General features: G+C 73.9%; 19 protein-coding genes and 1 tRNA gene. 10 read left to right on the forward strand and 10 right to left on the reverse strand.

Annotation, left to right across the window (positions count from 1 at the left end; all coding sequences use genetic code 11):
• Positions 1–214: 214 nt before the first annotated feature.
• The 4 genes from LN037_RS25055 to LN037_RS25070 form a co-directional block, all read right to left on the reverse strand.
• Entirely contained in the window at positions 215–1,420 is a 1,206-nt protein-coding gene (locus LN037_RS25055) for a branched-chain amino acid ABC transporter substrate-binding protein (protein WP_230758581.1), read from the reverse strand.
• A gap of 172 nt (positions 1,421–1,592) precedes the next feature.
• Entirely contained in the window at positions 1,593–2,798 is a 1,206-nt protein-coding gene (locus tag LN037_RS25060; protein ID WP_230758583.1) for a branched-chain amino acid ABC transporter substrate-binding protein, read from the reverse strand.
• A 137-nt stretch (positions 2,799–2,935) separates the two neighbouring features.
• Positions 2,936–3,574, reverse strand: a complete 639-nt coding sequence (locus LN037_RS25065) for an ANTAR domain-containing response regulator (protein WP_230758586.1) — start codon at positions 3,572–3,574, stop codon at positions 2,936–2,938.
• Between the two features lie 264 nt (positions 3,575–3,838).
• A tRNA-Leu gene (locus LN037_RS25070) sits at positions 3,839–3,916 on the reverse strand.
• Between the two features lie 124 nt (positions 3,917–4,040).
• Between LN037_RS25070 and LN037_RS25075 the strand changes: the two genes are divergently transcribed.
• Both LN037_RS25075 and LN037_RS25080 read left to right on the forward strand, forming a co-directional pair.
• The gene (locus LN037_RS25075) at positions 4,041–4,469 is read left to right on the forward strand and encodes a helix-turn-helix domain-containing protein (RefSeq protein WP_372460525.1); all 429 of its coding nucleotides are present in this window, start codon (positions 4,041–4,043) and stop codon (positions 4,467–4,469) included.
• A 96-nt stretch (positions 4,470–4,565) separates the two neighbouring features.
• Entirely contained in the window at positions 4,566–4,799 is a 234-nt protein-coding gene (locus LN037_RS25080; RefSeq protein WP_230758590.1) for a hypothetical protein, read from the forward strand.
• Between the two features lie 11 nt (positions 4,800–4,810).
• On the opposite strand, the gene LN037_RS25085 is transcribed toward LN037_RS25080, so the two are convergent.
• Positions 4,811–5,155 (reverse strand): ArsR/SmtB family transcription factor, encoded by a 345-nt coding sequence (locus tag LN037_RS25085; RefSeq protein ID WP_372460526.1) that lies wholly within the window; start codon positions 5,153–5,155, stop codon positions 4,811–4,813.
• Between the two features lie 56 nt (positions 5,156–5,211).
• On the opposite strand from LN037_RS25085, the gene LN037_RS25090 reads away from it, so the two are divergent.
• Entirely contained in the window at positions 5,212–6,138 is a 927-nt protein-coding gene (locus LN037_RS25090) for a nicotianamine synthase family protein (protein ID WP_230758592.1), read from the forward strand.
• Here the strand turns inward: LN037_RS25090 and LN037_RS25095 are convergent.
• Together LN037_RS25095 and LN037_RS25100 are read right to left on the reverse strand one after the other, a co-directional pair.
• On the reverse strand, positions 6,125–6,412 hold the full coding sequence (locus LN037_RS25095; RefSeq protein ID WP_230758594.1) for a conserved oligomeric Golgi complex subunit 6: 288 nt from the start codon (positions 6,410–6,412) through the stop codon (positions 6,125–6,127). The two genes, LN037_RS25090 and LN037_RS25095, sit on opposite strands and share 14 nt — an antisense overlap.
• Positions 6,413–6,432: 20 nt before the next feature.
• Positions 6,433–7,182: an endonuclease/exonuclease/phosphatase family protein gene (locus tag LN037_RS25100; protein ID WP_230758596.1), complete on the reverse strand. Its 750-nt coding sequence runs from the start codon at positions 7,180–7,182 to the stop codon at positions 6,433–6,435.
• A gap of 55 nt (positions 7,183–7,237) precedes the next feature.
• Here LN037_RS25100 and LN037_RS25105 point away from each other — a divergent pair, with 55 nt between their 5' ends.
• From LN037_RS25105 to LN037_RS25120, 4 genes are all read left to right on the forward strand, one after another.
• Positions 7,238–7,621 carry a nuclear transport factor 2 family protein gene (locus tag LN037_RS25105; RefSeq protein ID WP_230758598.1) on the forward strand — a complete coding sequence of 128 codons (384 nt, stop codon included), beginning with the start codon at positions 7,238–7,240 and terminating at the stop codon, positions 7,619–7,621.
• Between the two features lie 88 nt (positions 7,622–7,709).
• Positions 7,710–9,032 carry an MFS transporter gene (locus LN037_RS25110; protein ID WP_230758601.1) on the forward strand — a complete coding sequence of 441 codons (1,323 nt, stop codon included), beginning with the start codon at positions 7,710–7,712 and terminating at the stop codon, positions 9,030–9,032.
• A 67-nt stretch (positions 9,033–9,099) separates the two neighbouring features.
• A complete protein-coding gene (locus LN037_RS25115; RefSeq protein ID WP_230758604.1) occupies positions 9,100–9,732 on the forward strand; it encodes a class I SAM-dependent methyltransferase in 633 nt (210 codons plus the stop codon).
• A gap of 46 nt (positions 9,733–9,778) precedes the next feature.
• Entirely contained in the window at positions 9,779–10,549 is a 771-nt protein-coding gene (locus LN037_RS25120; protein WP_230758607.1) for an isocitrate lyase/PEP mutase family protein, read from the forward strand.
• Here LN037_RS25120 and LN037_RS25125 read toward each other — a convergent pair.
• The gene (locus LN037_RS25125; protein WP_230758608.1) at positions 10,528–10,773 is read right to left on the reverse strand and encodes a hypothetical protein; all 246 of its coding nucleotides are present in this window, start codon (positions 10,771–10,773) and stop codon (positions 10,528–10,530) included. The genes LN037_RS25120 and LN037_RS25125 overlap by 22 nt on opposite strands.
• Before the next feature lie 147 nt (positions 10,774–10,920).
• Between LN037_RS25125 and LN037_RS25130 the strand changes: the two genes are divergently transcribed.
• On the forward strand, positions 10,921–12,465 hold the full coding sequence (locus tag LN037_RS25130; protein ID WP_230758610.1) for a long-chain-fatty-acid--CoA ligase: 1,545 nt from the start codon (positions 10,921–10,923) through the stop codon (positions 12,463–12,465).
• A gap of 18 nt (positions 12,466–12,483) precedes the next feature.
• On the opposite strand, the gene LN037_RS25135 is transcribed toward LN037_RS25130, so the two are convergent.
• Together LN037_RS25135 and ppsA are read right to left on the reverse strand one after the other, a co-directional pair.
• Positions 12,484–13,236, reverse strand: coding sequence for a phytanoyl-CoA dioxygenase family protein (locus tag LN037_RS25135; protein ID WP_230758612.1), 753 nt, complete (start codon positions 13,234–13,236; stop codon positions 12,484–12,486).
• A gap of 28 nt (positions 13,237–13,264) precedes the next feature.
• Positions 13,265–15,646, reverse strand: a complete 2,382-nt coding sequence (ppsA, locus tag LN037_RS25140) for a phosphoenolpyruvate synthase (RefSeq protein WP_230758614.1) — start codon at positions 15,644–15,646, stop codon at positions 13,265–13,267.
• A gap of 209 nt (positions 15,647–15,855) precedes the next feature.
• Between ppsA and LN037_RS25145 the strand changes: the two genes are divergently transcribed.
• Positions 15,856–17,001, forward strand: coding sequence for an NAD(P)/FAD-dependent oxidoreductase (locus LN037_RS25145; protein WP_230758616.1), 1,146 nt, complete (start codon positions 15,856–15,858; stop codon positions 16,999–17,001).
• Positions 16,998–17,873 carry a sigma-70 family RNA polymerase sigma factor gene (locus tag LN037_RS25150; protein WP_230758618.1) on the forward strand — a complete coding sequence of 292 codons (876 nt, stop codon included), beginning with the start codon at positions 16,998–17,000 and terminating at the stop codon, positions 17,871–17,873. The genes LN037_RS25145 and LN037_RS25150 overlap by 4 nt, the downstream gene beginning before the upstream one ends.
• Positions 17,874–17,917: the final 44 nt, after the last annotated feature.

Below are 17,917 nucleotides of genomic sequence, written 5' to 3' on the forward strand. Positions count from 1 at the left end.
CGTCGAAGTTGATCCACGGCCCGGAACCCTGGGCGACCAGGTCCGTGACAGCGGTGAGGGTGTGGATGACGCTCTCCCTGGGGGCGCCGGCGGCCGAGGCTGGTGGCCCGGCCGGGGGAACGCGGCGGTGGTGACCGTAGTGGTGCCGCGGGGGCGGACGAACGACGGCCGCGCCCGGGCTCCTGGCCCGGACGCGGCCGTCATCTGGCGGTGATCAGCCGGTGATCGGCGAATCCGTGACGATCTTGTCGCCGTCGACCCGGTAGACGTACACCGGGGTGTCGGTGAGCTCGCCGTTGGGCTGCCACTGGAACTTCTTCGTCAGGCCCTGACCGTTGTAGGACTTGACGAAGTTGAGCAGCGCCGGACGCGAGTTCGCGCCCTTGTCGATGCCCTGCAGCAGGATGGTCGCGGCGTCGTACGCCTCGGCCGAGTAGGTCTGCGGCGGGGTGTTGTAGGCCTGCTGGTAGGCCTGCGTGAAGGCGGTGAAGCCCTCCTGCGGGACGCACGGGCAGGTGAGGAACGAGCCGTTGGCGGAGCCGGCGGCGTTGACCACGAACTGCTCGTCCTTGACGCCGTCCGGCGCGACGAACGGCGTCTGGACGCCCGCGTCACGCAGCTGCTGGATCAGCGGCGAGGCCTCGGTGTAGTACCCGGCGTAGAAGATCGCCTGCGGGTTGGCCTGCTGGACCTGGCCGACCGTCGCGGAGAACTCCTTCTGGTTGGTCTTGACGTCGCCCTGGCACGCGGCGACCTGCGGGCCGAGCGCCTGGGTGACGGCCTGCGCGAGGCCGATGCCGTAGTCCGAGTCGTCCTTGATGACGCAGATCGACTGCGGGGTGAACTTCTGCTGCATCCACTTCGCGGCGGCCGGCCCCTGGACGGCGTCGTTGCCGAGGCCGCGGAAGAAGGTCGTCCAGCCGTTCTGCGTCAGGCCCGGGTTGGTGGCCGACGGGGTGATGTTGACCAGACCCGCGGCGTTGAGCGCCGGGCCGACGGCCTTCGACTCGCCGGAGAACGGCAGGCCGACGATGCCGAGGACGGCCTGGTTGTTGATGACGGCCTGCGTCGGGCCCACCGCGGTGTCGGGCGTGCCGCCGGAGTCGGCCTTGACGAGGGTGACCTGGCACCCGGGGTTCGCCTGGTTGTGCTGGTTGACCGCCAGCTCGGTGGCGTTGGCGATCGCCTGGCCGAGCGCGGCGTTCTGGCCGGCGAGGGTGCCGACGTACGCGATCGAGGTGCCGGGCGCGCACCGGCCCTGGCCGTCACCGGCGGGCAGGACGGCGTTGTTGGGCTGGGCGGGCGCGGGGGCGGCGCTGGTCTGCGCCGGACCGCTCCCACTCTGGTTGGCGCAGCCGGAGAGCACCAGGGCCGCTGCCGCGACCAGGGCGCCCGCGGCGGCGAACCGACGTCGGACCACTGAAACAACCTCCATGCTGGTGTGCTCGCAGAGCGACCGTTGAAGTTCCAAACTCCGCCGGTCGGGTGGGAAACATAGACCCAAATCACCGCGAGGAACAGCGGGCGTCCAGCTGGTATCGAAGCCGTAACGCAAGCTCTGCCGGAACGGACGTGCCGCTCGGCGCAACCGCTTAAGGTTGGGTACGCTCCGGGATCCATCGGCCGCCGACCAGCCGATACACGGCCACCGCGTCGGAGCTGACGTCCCCGAAGCGGTCGAAGGAGATCGGCCCGGTGACGCCGTCCGCGTCAGTCGACTGCACCGCCTGGTCCACCGCGGGGCGTTGATCGGTCGACCACTCTCCGCCACCACGACCGTTCACCACGCTCGCCACGGCATCGAGCACCACGTTGGTCGCGTCGAAGCTGAAGGCGCCGTACTCGCCGTAGCCCTCGGGGTAGCCCGCCGCGCGGTAGGCGTCGACGAAGCCCCGGGCGCCGGGCACCGACTCGGGCGGCGCGCCCACGGTGGTACCCAGGTCGCCGTCCTGTCCCCCGGCCGCGGCGTAGGCGGGGTTCACCATGCCGTCGCCGCCCATCACAGGGCCGCCCGCGCCCGCGAGCGCCTCGGAGAGCGGCCCGCCGGCCGGGTACTCGCCGCCGTAGAAGACGGCCTGCGGCCGGGCCGCGCGGACGGCGGCGACCGTGGCGTCCCGGGCCGTCGCGGATGCGGTCGCCGGGAGGGTCTGACGCAGGACCACCTGGCCGCCGCGGGTCTGGAACTGCTTGACGAACTCGCCCGCGAGACCCTCGCCGTAGGTGTTGCCGTCGCTGATCACCGCGACCCGGGTCCGTCCGGTCCCGGCGAGGTAGTTCGCCGCGAGGGGGCCCTGCACGGCGTCGGTCGCGACGACGCGGAAGTAGGTCTGGTACTGCCGCAGCGGGGCGGTGACGGGGTTCGCCCCCCGGGTCAGGGACACGTTGGTGTTGCCCGGGGACACCTGCACGACCCCGGCGTCGCTGAGCACCGGCTGCACGGCCTGCGCGGTGGAGGAGTTGTACGTCCCGACCACGCCGACGAGGTCGGGGTCGGCGGCGAGCTGCCGGGCCGCCTCGGCGCCGGTCGCCGGGTCGGCGCGGTCGTCCCGCGCGTCCAGCGCGAGGCGGTACCCCGGGATCGCGCACCGGTCGTTGGCCTGGCGGACGGCGAGGTCGGCGGCGTTGCGCATGCCGGCGCCGATGTTCGCGAGCTCGCCGGACAGCGGCGCCACCAGGCCGACGGTCAGCGTGCCCCGGTCGGTGTCGCAGTCCCCCGGCGAGGAGCCCGAGGCGCCGCAGGCCGTCAGGGCCAGGGCAGCCGTCACCACGACGGTCGCGAGCGCTGCGGTTCGCCTCATGGCCGGACACCGTAGGTCACGATCAGGTGAAGCCCGGTGACGGGTGGGCCCGTTACTGCAGGTCAGCGTCACCGGTCACTCACGCGGACCATCGACGCACCGTCACCGTGATCGTCTCGGTACGGCGCGCGCCCCGGTCAGCCGAACGTCTCGATGACGGCGTCGGCCACGACCTTCATCGAGGTGCGCCGGTCCATCGCGGTCCGCTGGATCCAGCGGAAGGCGTCCGGCTCGGTCATCTTCTTCTTCGCCATGAGCAGGCCCTTGGCGCGCTCGACGGCCTTGCGGGTCTCGAGGCGCTCGGTGAGCCCGGCGACCTCGTCCTCGAGCGCCCGGACCTCGGCGAACCGGCTCGCGGCGACCTCGATGGCCGGCACCACGTCGGTGCGCGTGAACGGCTTGACCAGGTAGGCCATCGCCCCGGCGTCGCGCGCCGAGTCGACCAGCTCGCGCTGGGAGAAGGCGGTCAGCATGACGACGGGAGCGATGCGCTCCTGCGCGATCGTCGTGGCCGCCTCGAGCCCGTCGGTGCCGGGCATCTTGATGTCCATCATGACGAGGCCCGGCTTCAGGCTGCGGGCCATCTCCACGGCCTGCGCGCCGTCGGCGGCCTCGCCCACGACGTCGTAGCCCTCCTCGCGCAGCATCTCCACGAGGTCCATGCGGATGAGCGCCTCGTCCTCGGCGACCAGGACACGCAGCGACTCGCGCGGCGTCTCCTCGGGCTCGGGGACGGTGTCCGCCTCGGCGACGATGTCCGCGGCCTGCTGGCTCATGGCGGGTCCTCCTGGTGCGCTCGCTGCCGCTCGAGCCGCCCTGCGTCTCCCCCGAGGGGCGGGCCGATCCTCGTCCCCGTGCTGGCGGGTTCGATTCAGTGCAGCGTACCGAGCGGCCCTCGCCCGCCGTCGACGACGAGCGCCACGATGAGGGCGCTCTCACAGTGCCCCGTCAGCCCCGGTGGCCGCCGCGTCGCGAGCCTGACGTCAGGCATCCCGGGCGCCGGCGGATGACCCCTGCCTGACGTACCCGCGGGACGAGCGTGGTGCCCCCGGTGGGATTCGAACCCACACTGTATGGAGTTTGAGACCATTGCCTGCTGCCGATTGGGCTACGGGGGCTGCTCCACTCGGTCGTGCTCCGACGATTCTAGTGCAGTGCTCCGGCGACCGGCGGACGCGGTGTCGCTCGCGGCGCCGATCGACTCCCGCCGAGACTGTCGGGGCGTCGATGCACCATTCCGACATGCATGACCGAGCCACCGTCGACGTCGTTCTCGCCCTGTTCGCCGACGGGGTGTCGACGGACGAGATCGCGCGTCGCGTGGGCGTCTCGCCGTCCACGGTCCGGCGGTGGTGCCGTGCCCCGCGATCCGGACCGGATTCCGACGGTTCACGTCGGGATCGATGTCCGATCTGCCACGCGGTCGGTCTCGACGACGCGGAGTACGCCTATCTGCTCGGGCAGTACCTCGGCGACGGACACATCGTCGAGGGTCGGCGCGGCGTCGCCTCCCTGTCCGTCTTCTGCGCGGACGACTGGCCCGGCGTCCGGGCCGAGGTGGAACGGGCGATGTGCGCCGTCATGCCCACGTCGTCGGTCTCCTCGGTGCGCCGGGCGGGCTGCCGCGAGGTGAAGAGCTACTCGACGCACTGGACGTGCCTGTTCCCTTAACACGGGCCGGGCCGCAAGCACGATCGCACCATCGTCCTGGCGCCCTGGCAGGAACAGGTCTCCCGGGCGCACGCCGGGCGTCTCGTGCGAGGACTGATGCATTCCGACGGCTGCCGCGTCGTGAACTGGGCCCGGTCGCGGCCCGGCGGCAAGCGCTACGAATATCCGCGCTACTGGTTCTCCAACCATTCCGTCGACATCCTCGACATCTGCGCGCACGCCCTCGACGAGATCGGGGTCGAGCACCGTCGACCGCGCTGGAACGCGATCTCGGTGGCACGCAGGGCGGCGGTGGCGAGACTCGACGAATTCGTCGGACCCAAGTACTGACGCTCCGACCGTCACCGTTCCGCGAGCCGGTGCCCCGCGTCGTGGACGAGCACGGCCAGCAGCTCTCCCACGTGGTGGTCCCGGGCGCGCGAGAGCACCCGGCGACCGTCGCGGCGTTGGGTGATCAGGCCCACGAGGCGGAGTTTCGCGAGGTGCTGCGACACCGCGGGGCGTGCCGCGCCGAGGCGCTCGGCGAGGGTCGAGACGTCCAGTTCCTCGCCACAGAGCAGCCACAACAGCCGCAGGCGCGTCGGGTCGGCCAGCATCCGCAGGCCGTCGACGACCTCCTCCACCCGGTCGTCCGCGGGCAGCTGCTGCCACGGATCGACCGGTTCAGTGGTGTTGCGTGCGCACACGAGCACGTATGTTGGCACGCGTTCCCGCCGGGCACCATCGTGGAGGTCGAACGATCATGACGAGCTCGACGCCGACCCGTCGTCCCGGGCCCCACCCGTCCCACCAGCACCAGCCGACCCCGTCCCGGGCGGCGCGACCGGCCGTCCACGGGTGCGGTCACGGCGACACCGGGTCCGCACGGGCCGCCGTGGTCACCCAGGTCCGCGCCCTGCACGCCGCCCTCGCCGCGTGTCCGGACCTGACGCCCGGCCCACGCACCGACGACCTGTTCGGTCGGCTCGTCGCCCTCGCCGTCGACCCGTCGGCCGCCCGCGAGGCGGACGCGGTCCTCGGCGACCCCGCCGTCGCGAGCCTCCTGCCGGAGCTGCGCCGCCTCTGCGCCGACGGCGAGTTCGAGCTCGAGCGACACTGGGCGCAGCGGATCGCGGCGGCCCAGGACCCCGAGGCCGAGCTCGCGCGGTTCCCGTACCACCAGAACTACGTCGACCTGACCCGCCTGGAGCACCACGCGGTCTCCGGCCTGGTGCCGCACCGGATCCGGCGGGTGCTGTTCGTCGGGTCGGGCCCGCTCCCCCTCACCTCGATGCTCTTGGCCGACACGTACGGCTGCGCGGTCGACAACCTCGACCACGCCCCCGAGGCGGTCGCCCTGAGCACCGCGCTCGCCCGACGGCTCGGGCGCACCGGGCTGCGCTTCGACGTGGGCGACGTCCTCGACCGCCACGACCTCGACCACGACCTCGTCTACCTCGCGGCCCTCGCCGGCCTCGACCCCGACGCGAAGCTCGCCCTGCTCTCCCACCTCGCGCGCACCCTGGCGCCGGGCACGCTCGTCCTCGCCCGCAGCGCCCACTCCCTGCGCGGGCTGCTCTACCCGGTGCTCGACCCGCACGACCTGCCCGGGATGGACACGCTCTCGGTGGTCCACCCCTTCACCGACGTCGTCAACTCGGTGCTCGTGGCCCGCGTCAGAGGCGCGTGAGCCGGCGCCGGTTGCCGCGGACGGTGCGGTGCACCGGGGCGAGCACGTCGCCGACGTAGCGGGCGACGTCGCTCGGCGGCCGGGTCACGGCGATGCGGCCGGCCTCGGTGAACGCCGTCGCCTTCTCGGTCACCATCCGCCGCAGCTCCCGGCGCTCCTTCGGGCCCGGCGGGCGCCCGCTCGCGACGATCCGCGCCGTCCGCAGTCCGATCACGATCGGCGCGGACACCGAGATCTCGACGAGCTGCAGCCACGGTCGCACCCATCCACGCATGCCCCCGACGCTACGTGCCGTCACCGACGCAGCTCCGCCACGAGCGGCCGGTGGTCGGACACCGACACCTCGGGCGCCGCGGCGGACACCACGCCCAGCCCCCGGACGAGCACGTGGTCGATCGCGCCCGCACCCGACGTCGGGAAGGAGCCCACGGAGGTGAGGGCCCCGAGGGGCCCGACGTCGGCGCGGTTGAGGTCCCCCAGCACGACGACGGGTCCGGGCTCTCCGGCCGCGACCCCGGCCAGCGCCCGCAGCTGCGGCCCGGCGGTCCCGTTCAGCCCGAGGTGCGCGTTCACGACGACGAGTCCGCCGAGGTCGACGCGCTGGTAGCCGCGCTGCTCGTCGCGGCGGTCGGGGGCGAACAGGGTCGTGGACGCGGCGGCGACGGGGAGGCGGCTGAGCACCCCGAGCCCGTAGGTCACGTCCCCGCGGTCCGCGCACGGCCGGCGCAGCGCGGCGTTGACGGGGGCCGCGTCCTCGTCCGGCGTCGGGACGACGGGCCCGGGCACCGCCGTGTACGCCAGCCCCCGCGCCCGCAGCAGCGCGGCCAGCCCGGTCACCTCCGCGGCGCAGATCTCCTGCAGGCCCACGACGTCGGGTCGGTGCGCGGCGATCACGGGCGCCCAGTCGGCGGGGTCGGACCGTGAGGTGAGGACGTTCCAGGTCATCACGCGCAGCGGCTCGCCCACCGGCGCGGGCGCTGGCGCCGCCGCCGTGCCGCACCCGCCGAGCAGGAGGACGACCAGCAGCACGGACCGGGCCAGCACGACGAGCAGTGTCGCGGAGGGTCGCGAGCGCCGCGGTGTGGGCCAGGGTGGACCGATGAGCACCCTCCAGGCACGGCTGCGCGAGATGTTCACGCGCATGGTCGAGGCGAAGGACGCCTCCCTCGTCGACGAGTTCTACGACCCCGGGTTCGAGCTCCACACCAACGGCGCGGTCCAGGACCTCGCGGCCTTCCGTGCCGGCCACGAGCGCGTCTACCCCACCGCCATCACCTACGCGGTCGAGTACGACGACGAGGCCTGGATCGAGTCCGGCGACCGCCTCGCGGGCCGCGTCTGGATCACCACGACGATGCCGGGCGAGCGACCGACCCGGATCGAGGTCGTACTGCTGGCGGGCTACCGCGACGGCCGGATCCACTGGCTCAAGGAGCTCACCTGGCCGGACTGGCGGCGGATGGGCGAGTTCGCGGAGTACTGACCTTCCACCGGGCGGACGGATCCTGGTGCGTGTCGGGCCCCTCGCCTACGGTGACCGCGCCCAGGGCACCCCGTCGGGAAGGTCACCGATGTCCGATCAGCGCCAGGTGCGCCGCGTGCTCGGCGCGAGCCTCGTCGGCACCACCATCGAGTGGTACGACTTCTTCATCTACGCCTCGGCCTCCGGCCTGGTGTTCGGGCAGCTGTTCTTCTCCCCGCTCGGGCCGACGGCGGGGCTGTTCGCCTCGTTCGCGACGATCGGCGTGAGCTTCGTCGTCCGTCCCTTCGGCGGGATCCTGGCCGGGCACCTCGGCGACCGCTTCGGGCGCCGCGGGGTGCTCGTGGCGACGCTGCTGCTGATGGGCGTCTCGACCGTCGGCGTCGGCCTGCTGCCCACCTACGCCTCGATCGGCGCGGCCGCGCCGGTCCTGCTCGTCGTCCTGCGCCTGCTCCAGGGTGTGTCGGCCGGCGGCGAGTGGGGCGGGGCCGCGCTGATGTCGGTGGAGCACGCGCCGCACGGCAAGCGCGGCTACTACGGGTCGTTCCCGCAGCTCGGGGTGCCGATCGGGCTGCTGATCGCGAACGGCGTGTTCTTCACGGTCTCCGGGCTCACCACCCGCGAGCAGTTCCTCTCCTGGGGCTGGCGCCTGCCGTTCCTGCTCTCGATCGTGCTGATCGCCGTCGGCTTCGTGATCCGGTACCGGGTCGACGAGAGCCCCGTCTTCGACGAGCTGCGCCGCCGGCGGGCCCGGCGCTCGGCCCCGCTGGGTGTGGTGCTGCGCCGCCACCCCCGCGAGCTGCTCGTCGGGATCGGTCTCTTCATGGCGAACAACATGGCGGGCTACCTGCTGATCGCCTTCATCACCGCCTACGGCACCCGCACGCTCGGGCTCTCGACGGCGACGATGCTGCTGATCGGGATCGCCGGGGCGGTCTCGTGGGGGTTCGCGACGCTGTACGCCGCCCGCTGGTCCGACCGGGTCGGCCGCAAGCGGGTCTACCTCGTGGGCACGCTCGCGCTGCTGGTCTGGGCGTTCCCGCTGTTCCTGCTGCTGGACACCGCGAACGTCGGCCTGATGGTGCTCGCCGTCGTCGTCTTCGGGATCCCGCTGGGCCTGACCTACGGCCAGCAGTCCGCGACCTACGCGGAGATGTTCCCCGCCGCCGTCCGCTACAGCGGCGCGTCCCTGGCCTACGCCCTGGGCGCGGTGCTCGGCGGGGCCTTCGCGCCACTGCTCTCGGCGTACCTGGTCGAGGTCACCGGCACCTCGCTGTCGGTGTCGGGGTACATCGCGGTGCTGTCGCTGATCACCCTCGCCGCGGTGCTCGCGTTGCGCGAGCGGCCCGCCGCCGAGCGGGAGGCGTTCGTCGACGGCACCTCCGACGACGAGGCGGTGCGCGCGCAGGCGTGAGGGCTTGACCTCGACCGCGGTTCAGGGTGGAGCGTGCGCGCCGTCCGTACGACGCCGGGAGGCCGCGATGACCACACCACCGAGCACGTTCGACGAGGCGTACCGCACCGGGGAACCGCCGTGGGTGATCGGCGGGCCGCAGCCCGCGGTGGTCGAGCTCGAGCGGGCCGGCGGCATCGTCGGGCCGGTCCTCGACCTCGGCTGCGGGGCCGGCGAGCACGCCCTGCTGCTCGCCCGGCAGGGCTACGACGTCCTCGCCGCCGACGCCTCCCCCACCGCGGTCGAGCAGGCCCGGGACCGGGCGCGGGCGGCGGGGGTGGACGTGTCGTTCGTCGTCGCCGACGCCTTCGACCCGGCCGGGCTGGGGCGCTTCGCCACCGTGCTCGACAGCGCCCTGTTCCACGTCTTCGACCCCGCCGACCAGGCCCGCTACGCACGCGCCCTGACCGGGGTGGTCGAGCCGGGCGGCCGGGTGATCGTCCTCGCGCTCTCGACGCGCGGACCGGGCTTCGGGCCGCAGATCGACGACGACGCCGTCGCCGCGGCCTTCCGGGCGCCGGACTGGCAGGTCGAGGACCTCCGCCCGAGCACCTACCGCGGGCGGGTGACGCACCCCGACCAGGAGGCGGGCACGGGAGCGCGGGTGGGCGAGCTCGTCGACCTCCCGGCGGTGCTCGCGCGGGTCCGGCGCGCGGGCTGAGACGCTTCGCCCCGCATCGAACCGTGGTCGGGCCACACTGGCGCCCGTGACCGCGTTCGCCGCCCTGCACCGCCCCGGGGACCCGTTCGTCCTGCCGAACGCGTGGGACGTCGGGTCCGCGCAGGCGCTGGCCGCGGCCGGCTTCCCCGCGGTGGGCACCACCAGCCTCGGGGTCGCCGCCTCGCACGGGCTCGTGGACGCCACCCGCGCGGCCGGCGCCGCGACCGTCGCCCTGGTCGCCGAACTCCGCCGGGCCCTGCCCGCGCTCCTCGTCACCGTCGATCTCGAGGACGGGTTCGAGGACGACCCGGCCGCCGTCGGCGACCTCGTCGCGTCCCTCGACGTGCACGGCGTCAACCTGGAGGACGCCACGGACGGCGTCCTCGTCGATCCGGCCCGCCACGAGGCGCGGATCCGCGCGGTGCGGGAGCGGGCGCCGGGCGTCTTCGTCAACGCCCGGACCGACGTGCTGTGGCTGCGGGCCGGCACGCCCGAGGACGCGCTCGCCCGGGTGCGGCGCTACGCCGACGCCGGGGCGGACGGGGTCTTCGTCCCCGGCGCGCTCGACGCCGCGACGATCGGGCGTCTCACCGCCGGGGTCGACCGGCCGGTCAACGTCCTCGCGTCCCCCACACTCGACCGCACCCGGCTCGCCGAGCTCGGGGTGGCCCGGATCAGCACCGGCTCCCTGCTCTACCGCGCGGCCGTGCACCGCACGATCGACGCGGCGACGGCCGTCCGCGACGGCCGCCGGCCGGGCGACGCGGTGCCCTACGCCGAGGTCCAGGCGTGGAGTCAGATCTCCTCGAGCTCGTAGGCGTCGTCGCCGATCCACACCCGCAGGCCCTCGGCGTCGTCGCTGATGGCACCGTCCTCCTCCTCGGAGAGCTCCCGCGACGCGCCCAGGGCCCGCTTCGAGTAGCGGATCCGGCCGTCCCCGAGGTCCTCCGGGCGGTACTCCCGGGCCAGCACCGACGTCCGTGTCGACGTCGCGAGATAGGCCGCGTTGTCCGCGCCCACCACGGCGATCCACTCGTTCATGGCCGGATCCCACCGCGCCCGGCGCTCCCGTCCAAGATCCGCGGACGCGTGCGCATGCTGCACTGGGCCGTTCGTGCGACCCGCTTCCACGCTCCACCTACCGTGCGTCACCATGTGGCCCGGACCACAGCGGCGAGGAGCGAACCGATGTACGTGACCCAGGGCCTGCACCGGGCCGCCCACGAGACCCCGGACCTCCCCGCGACCGTGTTCGGCGACCGGACCCGCACCTGGGCGCAGAGCCTCGACCGCGTCGCGCGGCTCGCGGCCGCCCTGCAGGGCCTGGGCGTGGCGTCCGGCGACCGCGTCGCGATCCTCTCCCTCAACTCGGACCGCTACCACGAGGCCCTGCTCGCGGTGCCCTGGGCGGGCGGGATCGTCGTGCCGCTCAACGTGCGGTGGAGCGCGGCCGAGGTCGCCTACGCCCTGACCGACGCCGACGCGCGGGTGCTCCTCGTCGACGACGCCCTCCTGCCGCTGGTCCCCCGCGTGCGCGCCGAGGCACCCACGCTGCGTCACGTCGTGCACGTCGGCGACGGGCCGACCCCGGAGGGCGCCCTGCCCTCCGAGGGGTTGGTGGAGGGCCACGACCCGGTGCCCGACGCCCACCGCCGGGGCGACGACCCCTTCGGCGTCTACTACACCGGCGGCACCACGGGCGCGTCCAAGGGCGTCGTCCTCAGCCACGCGAACCTGCTCGTCTCGGCGCTGGGCATGCTCGCCACCGGCGACGTCATGCGCCCCGGCGGGACGCTGCTCCACGCCGCCCCGATGTTCCACCTGGCCGACGGCGCGACCTGGCTCGCCCGCACCGTCCTCGGCGGGACGCACGTGATCCTGCCGTCGTTCACCCCCGGCGGGGTCGCCGACGCGATCGAGCGGTACCGCATCACCGACGCCCTGCTCGTCCCGACGATGATCCAGATGCTCGTGGACGCCCCGGAGGCCCGCGGGGCCGACCTGACGAGCCTGCGCCACCTGGTCTACGGGGCCTCCCCGATCTCGGCCGCCGTGCTCGACCGGGCGACCTCGCGCCTGCCCGACTGCGGCTTCGTCCAGGCCTACGGCATGACCGAGCTCGCGCCGGTCGCCACCCTGCTGCGCCCGGCGGACCACGGCGTGGAGCAGCTGCGTCGGTCGGCCGGACGGGCGGCCCCGCACGCGGAGGTCCGGATCGTCGACGCGGACGACCGGGAGGTCCCCCGCGGGACGGTCGGCGAGATCGTCGTCCGCGGCGGGCACGTCATGCAGGGCTACTGGAACCGCCCGGAGGAGACCGCGGCCGCCCTGCGCGGCGGCTGGATGCACACCGGGGACGCCGGGTGGATGGACGACGCCGGCTACGTCTTCGTCGTCGACCGCATCAAGGACATGATCATCACCGGCGGGGAGAACGTGTACTCCGCCGAGGTGGAGAACGCGTTGGCCGCGCACCCGGCGGTCGCCTCGTGCGCCGTCATCGGGGTGCCCGACGACCGCTGGGGCGAGCGGGTGCACGCCGTCGTCGTCCTGCGCGACGGGGTGGCCGCTCCTCCGGCCGACGAGCTGCGCGAGCACGTCGCGGAGCGGATCGCCCGCTACAAGGCACCACGCTCGGTCGAGTACCTGGAGGCACTCCCGATCTCCGGCGCCGGAAAGATCCTCAAGCGCGAGCTGCGGGCCGCCCGCGCCGCAGCACCGACGATGGCCTGACGAGGGCCTGACCCGCCGTCAGGACCGCAGCCCGGCGCGGATCGCCGCCGCGACCGGGAACGCCGCGTCGAGGTCCGGCCGACCGGCCGGCTCGAGCGGCGGCTGCGCCATCAGCCGGGGCCGGGTCCCGCGGTGCGGCTGCGCGGCGTGCACGAGGAACGGGTGGCAGAGGAACACGTCCCCGGCCGCGCCGTGCGCCGTGACCACGGGCCGGTGCGCGGACGCCGGCACCACGTCCCGACACACCGCCATCCACTCGCGGCCCGCGTCCCCGGCGTCCGCGAGGAACGGCGGCACGTCGAGGTGCGACCCGACCCGGATGCGGGTCGGGGCGTCGTCCGGCCCGACGTCGGCGAACAGGAACAGCATCAGCAGCGCCCGGCCGTCGCTGCGCAGGTTCACCCGCGGCCCGCCGTCCGGGCCGGCGAAGCCGCCCTCGACGTGCCAGCCGTCGTCCCCCGGCTCGTCCGGCGACGGGAACCGCACCGGGATCGTGCCGAGCCCGGTGCGCGGGGTCCAGCGGCCCGGCCCGACGAGCGCATCGAACGCCTCGTGCAGCACGGGCGCCCGCGCGGCGGCGGCGAACGGCGGCGTCCCGAAGCCGTCGAGGCGGCGCACCGGGACGGTCCACGTCGACGGGTCGTGCGGGGACTCGGGCAGCGCGGCCCAGATCTCCGCCGCGCAGGCGTCCGCCACGGTCCGCGGGAACGCCCCGCGGACCGTGACGAACCCGTCGTCGTGGAAGGCCCGGATCTCGGCGTCGGTGAGCATCACCGACCATCCTGGCCGCGCTGTCGAGCTACTTCCCGGCCTCCGCCTCGGCGACCTTCTCGATCACCGTGAGCACGCTGTCCGGGTTGAGCGACATCGAGTCGATGCCCTGCTCCACGAGGAACTCCGCCAGCTCCGGGTGGTCCGACGGGCCCTGGCCGCAGATGCCGACGTACTTCCCCTGCGCGTGCGCCGTCTCGATGAGCATCGTGATCATCTTCTTGACGGCGGGGCTGCGCTCGTCGAACAGGTGGGTCAGGCGGTCGTCGTCGCGCCCGATCCCCAGCGTGAGCTGGGTGAGGTCGTTGGAGCCGATCGAGAACCCGTCGAAGCGCTCGGAGAACTCGTCGGCCTGCAGCACGTTCGACGGGATCTCCGCCATGACGTAGACCATCAGCTCGTCCTTGCCACGCTCCAGCCCGAACTCGGCCATCGTCTCCAGGACGCGGTCCGCCTCCTCCGGGGTGCGGCAGAACGGCACCATGACGATGACGTTGGTGAAGCCCATCTCGACGCGCACGCGGTGCAGCGCGCGGCACTCGAGCGCGAAGGCCTCCTTGTAGTCGTCGCTGTAGTAGCGCGAGGCGCCGCGCCACCCGAGCATCGGGTTCTCCTCGTCGGGCTCGAACGTCGTCCCGCCGATGAGGCCCGCGTACTCGTTGGTCTTGAAGTCCGAGAGCCGCACGACGACGGGCTCCGGGTACTGCGACGCGGCGATGACGCCGATACCGCGGGCCATCTGCTCGACGAAGTACTCCTCGTTCGAGTCGTAGCCGGTGGTCAGCTCCTCGATGCGGGCGCGGGCCTCGTCGTCGATCCGGTCGGGGTGCAGCAACGCGAGCGGGTGCGCCTGGATGACGTTGTTGACCAGGTACTCCACGCGCGCGAGCCCGATGCCCTTCGCCGGCAGCCGCCACCACTGCATCGCGGCGGCGGGGTTGCCGATGTTCATCATGACGCGGGTCGACGTCTCGGGGACGTCGTCGAGCGAGAGGTCCTCGACGGTGTAGGAGAGCAGCCCCTCGTAGACCTGCCCCTGGTCGCCCTCGACGCAGGAGATCGTGACCTCCTGCTCGTCGGACAGCGTCGCCGTCGCGTCCTGGGTCCCGACGATCGCGGGCACGCCGAGCTCGCGGGACACGATCGCCGCGTGGGAGGTGCGCCCGCCGCGGTCGGTGACGATGGCCGCGGCCTTGCGCATGATCGGCACCCAGTCCGGGTCGGTCATCTCGGTGACGAGGACGCGGCCCTCCTCGAAGGTGTCGATGTCGTCGGCCGAGGCGATGCGCTGGACCGCGCCGGACGCCACCGCCTGCCCGATCGCGAGACCGCTGACGAGCACGGTGCCGGTCTCGTCGAGCCGGTAGGTCTGCAGCGTCCCGGCGCCGGCGTTGGACTGCACCGTCTCGGGGCGGGCCTGGACGATGAACAGCTCGCCGGTGCGCCCGTCGCGGGCCCACTCGATGTCCATCGGGCGGTCGTAGTGCTGCTCGATCGTCGTGCCCCACCGGGCGAGCTCGAGGATCTCGTCGTCGGAGAGCACGAACCGGCTGCGCTGCTCGGCGGGGGTGTCGACGTTCTCGGTGGTGTCGCCCGCCTGCTCCGGATCCGACGCGTACTGCAGCGTCTTCTCCTTCGCCCCGACCGACTTCTCGACGATCGGGACCAGCTTCTCGTTCCCCAGGAACGGCTTGTAGACCGTGTACTGGTCGGGCGTGACCTCGCCGCCGACGACGTTCTCGCCCAGACCCCACGCGGCGTTGATGACGATCGTGTCGGGGAAGCCCGTGTCGGAGTCGATGGTGAACATGACGCCGGCGCTGCCCTGGTCCGAGCGCACCATCTTCTGCACGCCGACCGAGAGCGCCAGGTCCAGGTGGTCGTAGCCCTGCTCGGTGCGGTAGGCGATCGCGCGGTCGGTGAACACCGAGGCGAAGCAGTCCTTGCAGGCGCGCATGAGGTCGTCGGCGCCGGTGATGTTGAGGTAGGTGTCCTGCTGGCCGGCGAAGCTCGCGTCCGGCAGGTCCTCCGCGGTGGCGCTCGAGCGCACCGCGACGTCGACGTTCTCGGTGTCGTACCGCCGCGACAGCTCGGCGTAGGCCTCGCGGATCGCCTCGGCGGTGTCCTCCGGGAACTCCGCCTTCGTGAACTCCTCGCGGATCGCGGCGCCGACCTCGGCGAGCCTGTCGCCGTCCGGGTCGAGGCCGTCGAGCAGCTCCCGGACCCGGTCGTCGAGCCCGTTGGCCGACAGGAACGCGCGGTAGGCGTCCGCGGTCGTCGCGAAGCCCCCCGGGACGCGGACCCCGGCCGACTCCAGGTTCTGGATCATCTCGCCGAGCGAGGAGTTCTTCCCCCCGACGGCGTCGACGTCGCCCGACGACAGCGTCTCCAACCAGCGCACGTGGTCCATGTCGGCCCTCCGTCCCGGGTCCGCGCGTCGTCGCACGGACCTCACACGCGGCTCAGATTCCCTGCGCTCGTCGATCGGAAAACAGGACGCGTACGACACCCGGTCGAACGGACGGGTCCGGGCGTCGTGTGCGCCAGGTCACCTCGCGACCTGTCACGGCCGCGCGCCGCCCTCGGTCTCTCCGGCACATCCACGACGAGGAGGTCGCCATGACGGTCCAGGAGCTGTTCCCGACGACGGGTGCCGGCGGTGGGGAGACCCGGGCGCGGGTGGTGGTGCTGGGCGGCGGCTACGCCGGGCAGCTCGCCGCCCAGGCGCTCGCGGCACGCACCGACGCCGCGGTCACGCTGGTCAACGACGGCGACCGGTTCGTGCAGCGGGTCCGGCTGCACGAGACCGCGGCGGGCGGCGCGCCCGCGGCACCGCGGTTCACCGACCTGCTGGCGGGCACCGGCGTCTCCTTCGTCGACGACCGGGCCGAGGCGCTCGACCCCGGCGCCCGGCGGGTGCACCTGCGGGACGGCGGGGCCCTCGGGTACGACCTGCTCGTGTACGCCCTCGGCAGCCACGCCGACCCGACGGTGCTCCCCGGGCCGGTCGCGGACGTCTCGACGGCCGCCGGCGCGACCCGGCTGCGCGAGCGCCTGGCCCTCGGTCCGGCACGGGTCGCGGTGGTGGGCGGCGGGCTCACCGGCCTCGAACTCGCCACCGAGCTGGGCGAGCACGGGCACCACGTCACGCTCGTCGACGCCGGCACGCTCGGGGCCGACCTGTCCGCCCGCGGCGCGCGGCACGTGCGGCGGGTCTGCGCGCGGCTCGGCGTCGTCGTGCGCGAACACGCCCGCGCCGTCGCCGCCGACGACGGCGGTCTGACGCTCACCGACGGCACGCGGGTCGCGGCCGACGTCGTGGTCGGCACCGTCGGGTTCGCCGTCGGGGACCTCGCCCGGCGCGCAGGGCTCGCGGTCGACGGGGACGGCCGGGTCCTCGTCGGCCCGGATCTCCGGTCGACCTCGCACCCGGACGTCCTCGCGGTCGGTGACGCGGCGGCGGCCACCCGCGCCGACGGGCAGCTCCTGCGGATGGCGTGCGCGACCGGCCTCCCCCAGGCCCAGCAGGCCGCCCGCACCGTCGCCGCCCTGCTCGCCGGCACGACGCCGGAGCCGCTGCGCTTCCGGTACGCGCTGCGGTGCGTCAGCCTGGGCCGTCGGGACGGGCTGGTGCAGTTCGTGCACGCGGACGACTCGCCGCGCGAGGCCGTGCTCACCGGCCGGCTCGCGGCGGCGGTCAAGGAGGCGATCGTGGTGAACGCGCTGCGCGTCCAGCGGCACCCGTGGATCCCGACGAGCGCATGAGCGTCGGATCTGCGGTCGCCGACGTCTTCGAGGCCGAGCGCGGCCGTCTGACGGGCCTCGCCTACCGGATGCTCGGAGAGCTGCACGAGGCACAGGACGTCGTGCAGGACGCCTGGCTGCGCTGGTCCGGCGCCGCCGACGAGGTGCGCGACCCACCCGCCTGGCTCACCCGCGTCGTCGTCAACCTGTGCCGGAACCGCCTGACCTCGGTGCGGGCGCGCCGCACCGACTACGTCGGGCCGTGGCTGCCCGAGCCGGTCGCGGCGGACACCGACCTCGGTCCGCTCGACACCGCCGAGCAGCGGGAGACGCTCTCGCTCGGGGTGCTGCAGCTGATGGAGGCCCTCTCGCCGGCCGAGCGGGCGGTGTTCGTGCTGCACGAGGCGTTCGGGCACCCGCACGCCGAGGTCGCGACCCTGCTCGACCTCCCCGAGGCCACGGTCCGCCAGCACCTGCACCGGGCCCGGGAGCGGGTCCGCGGCCGGCGGCGGTTCGAGGCCGACCCCGACCGGGCGGCCGACCTCCTCGCCCGCTTCCTCGCCGCCGCGGCCGGGCAGGACCTCGGTGCCCTCGAGCAGCTGCTGGCCGCCGACGCGGTCGCGGTGTCCGACGGCGGCGGGGTGGTGAGCGCGGCCCGCCGGCCGGTCGAGGGCCGCGAGCGCGTCGCGCGCTTCGTGGCGGGGCTGGCCCGGCAGGCCGCGGCGGCGACGATCGAGGTCGGCCCGGTCAACGGCGCGCCTGCGGTGCTGGTGCGGGTCGACGGTGTGCTGACGGTGGTGATGCAGGCGGCCTTCGACGCCGACACCGGGGAGCTCGTGCAGCTCGCCGCGCAGCTCAACCCGGGCAAGCTGGCCGCCGCGCAGGCAGCATGACGGGATGATCTCGAGCGCGGAGACGGCCCGCCGGTCCGGCGGGC

It is taken from the genome of Actinomycetospora soli, assembly GCF_021026295.1.
GTDB classification, from domain to species: domain Bacteria; phylum Actinomycetota; class Actinomycetes; order Mycobacteriales; family Pseudonocardiaceae; genus Actinomycetospora; species Actinomycetospora soli.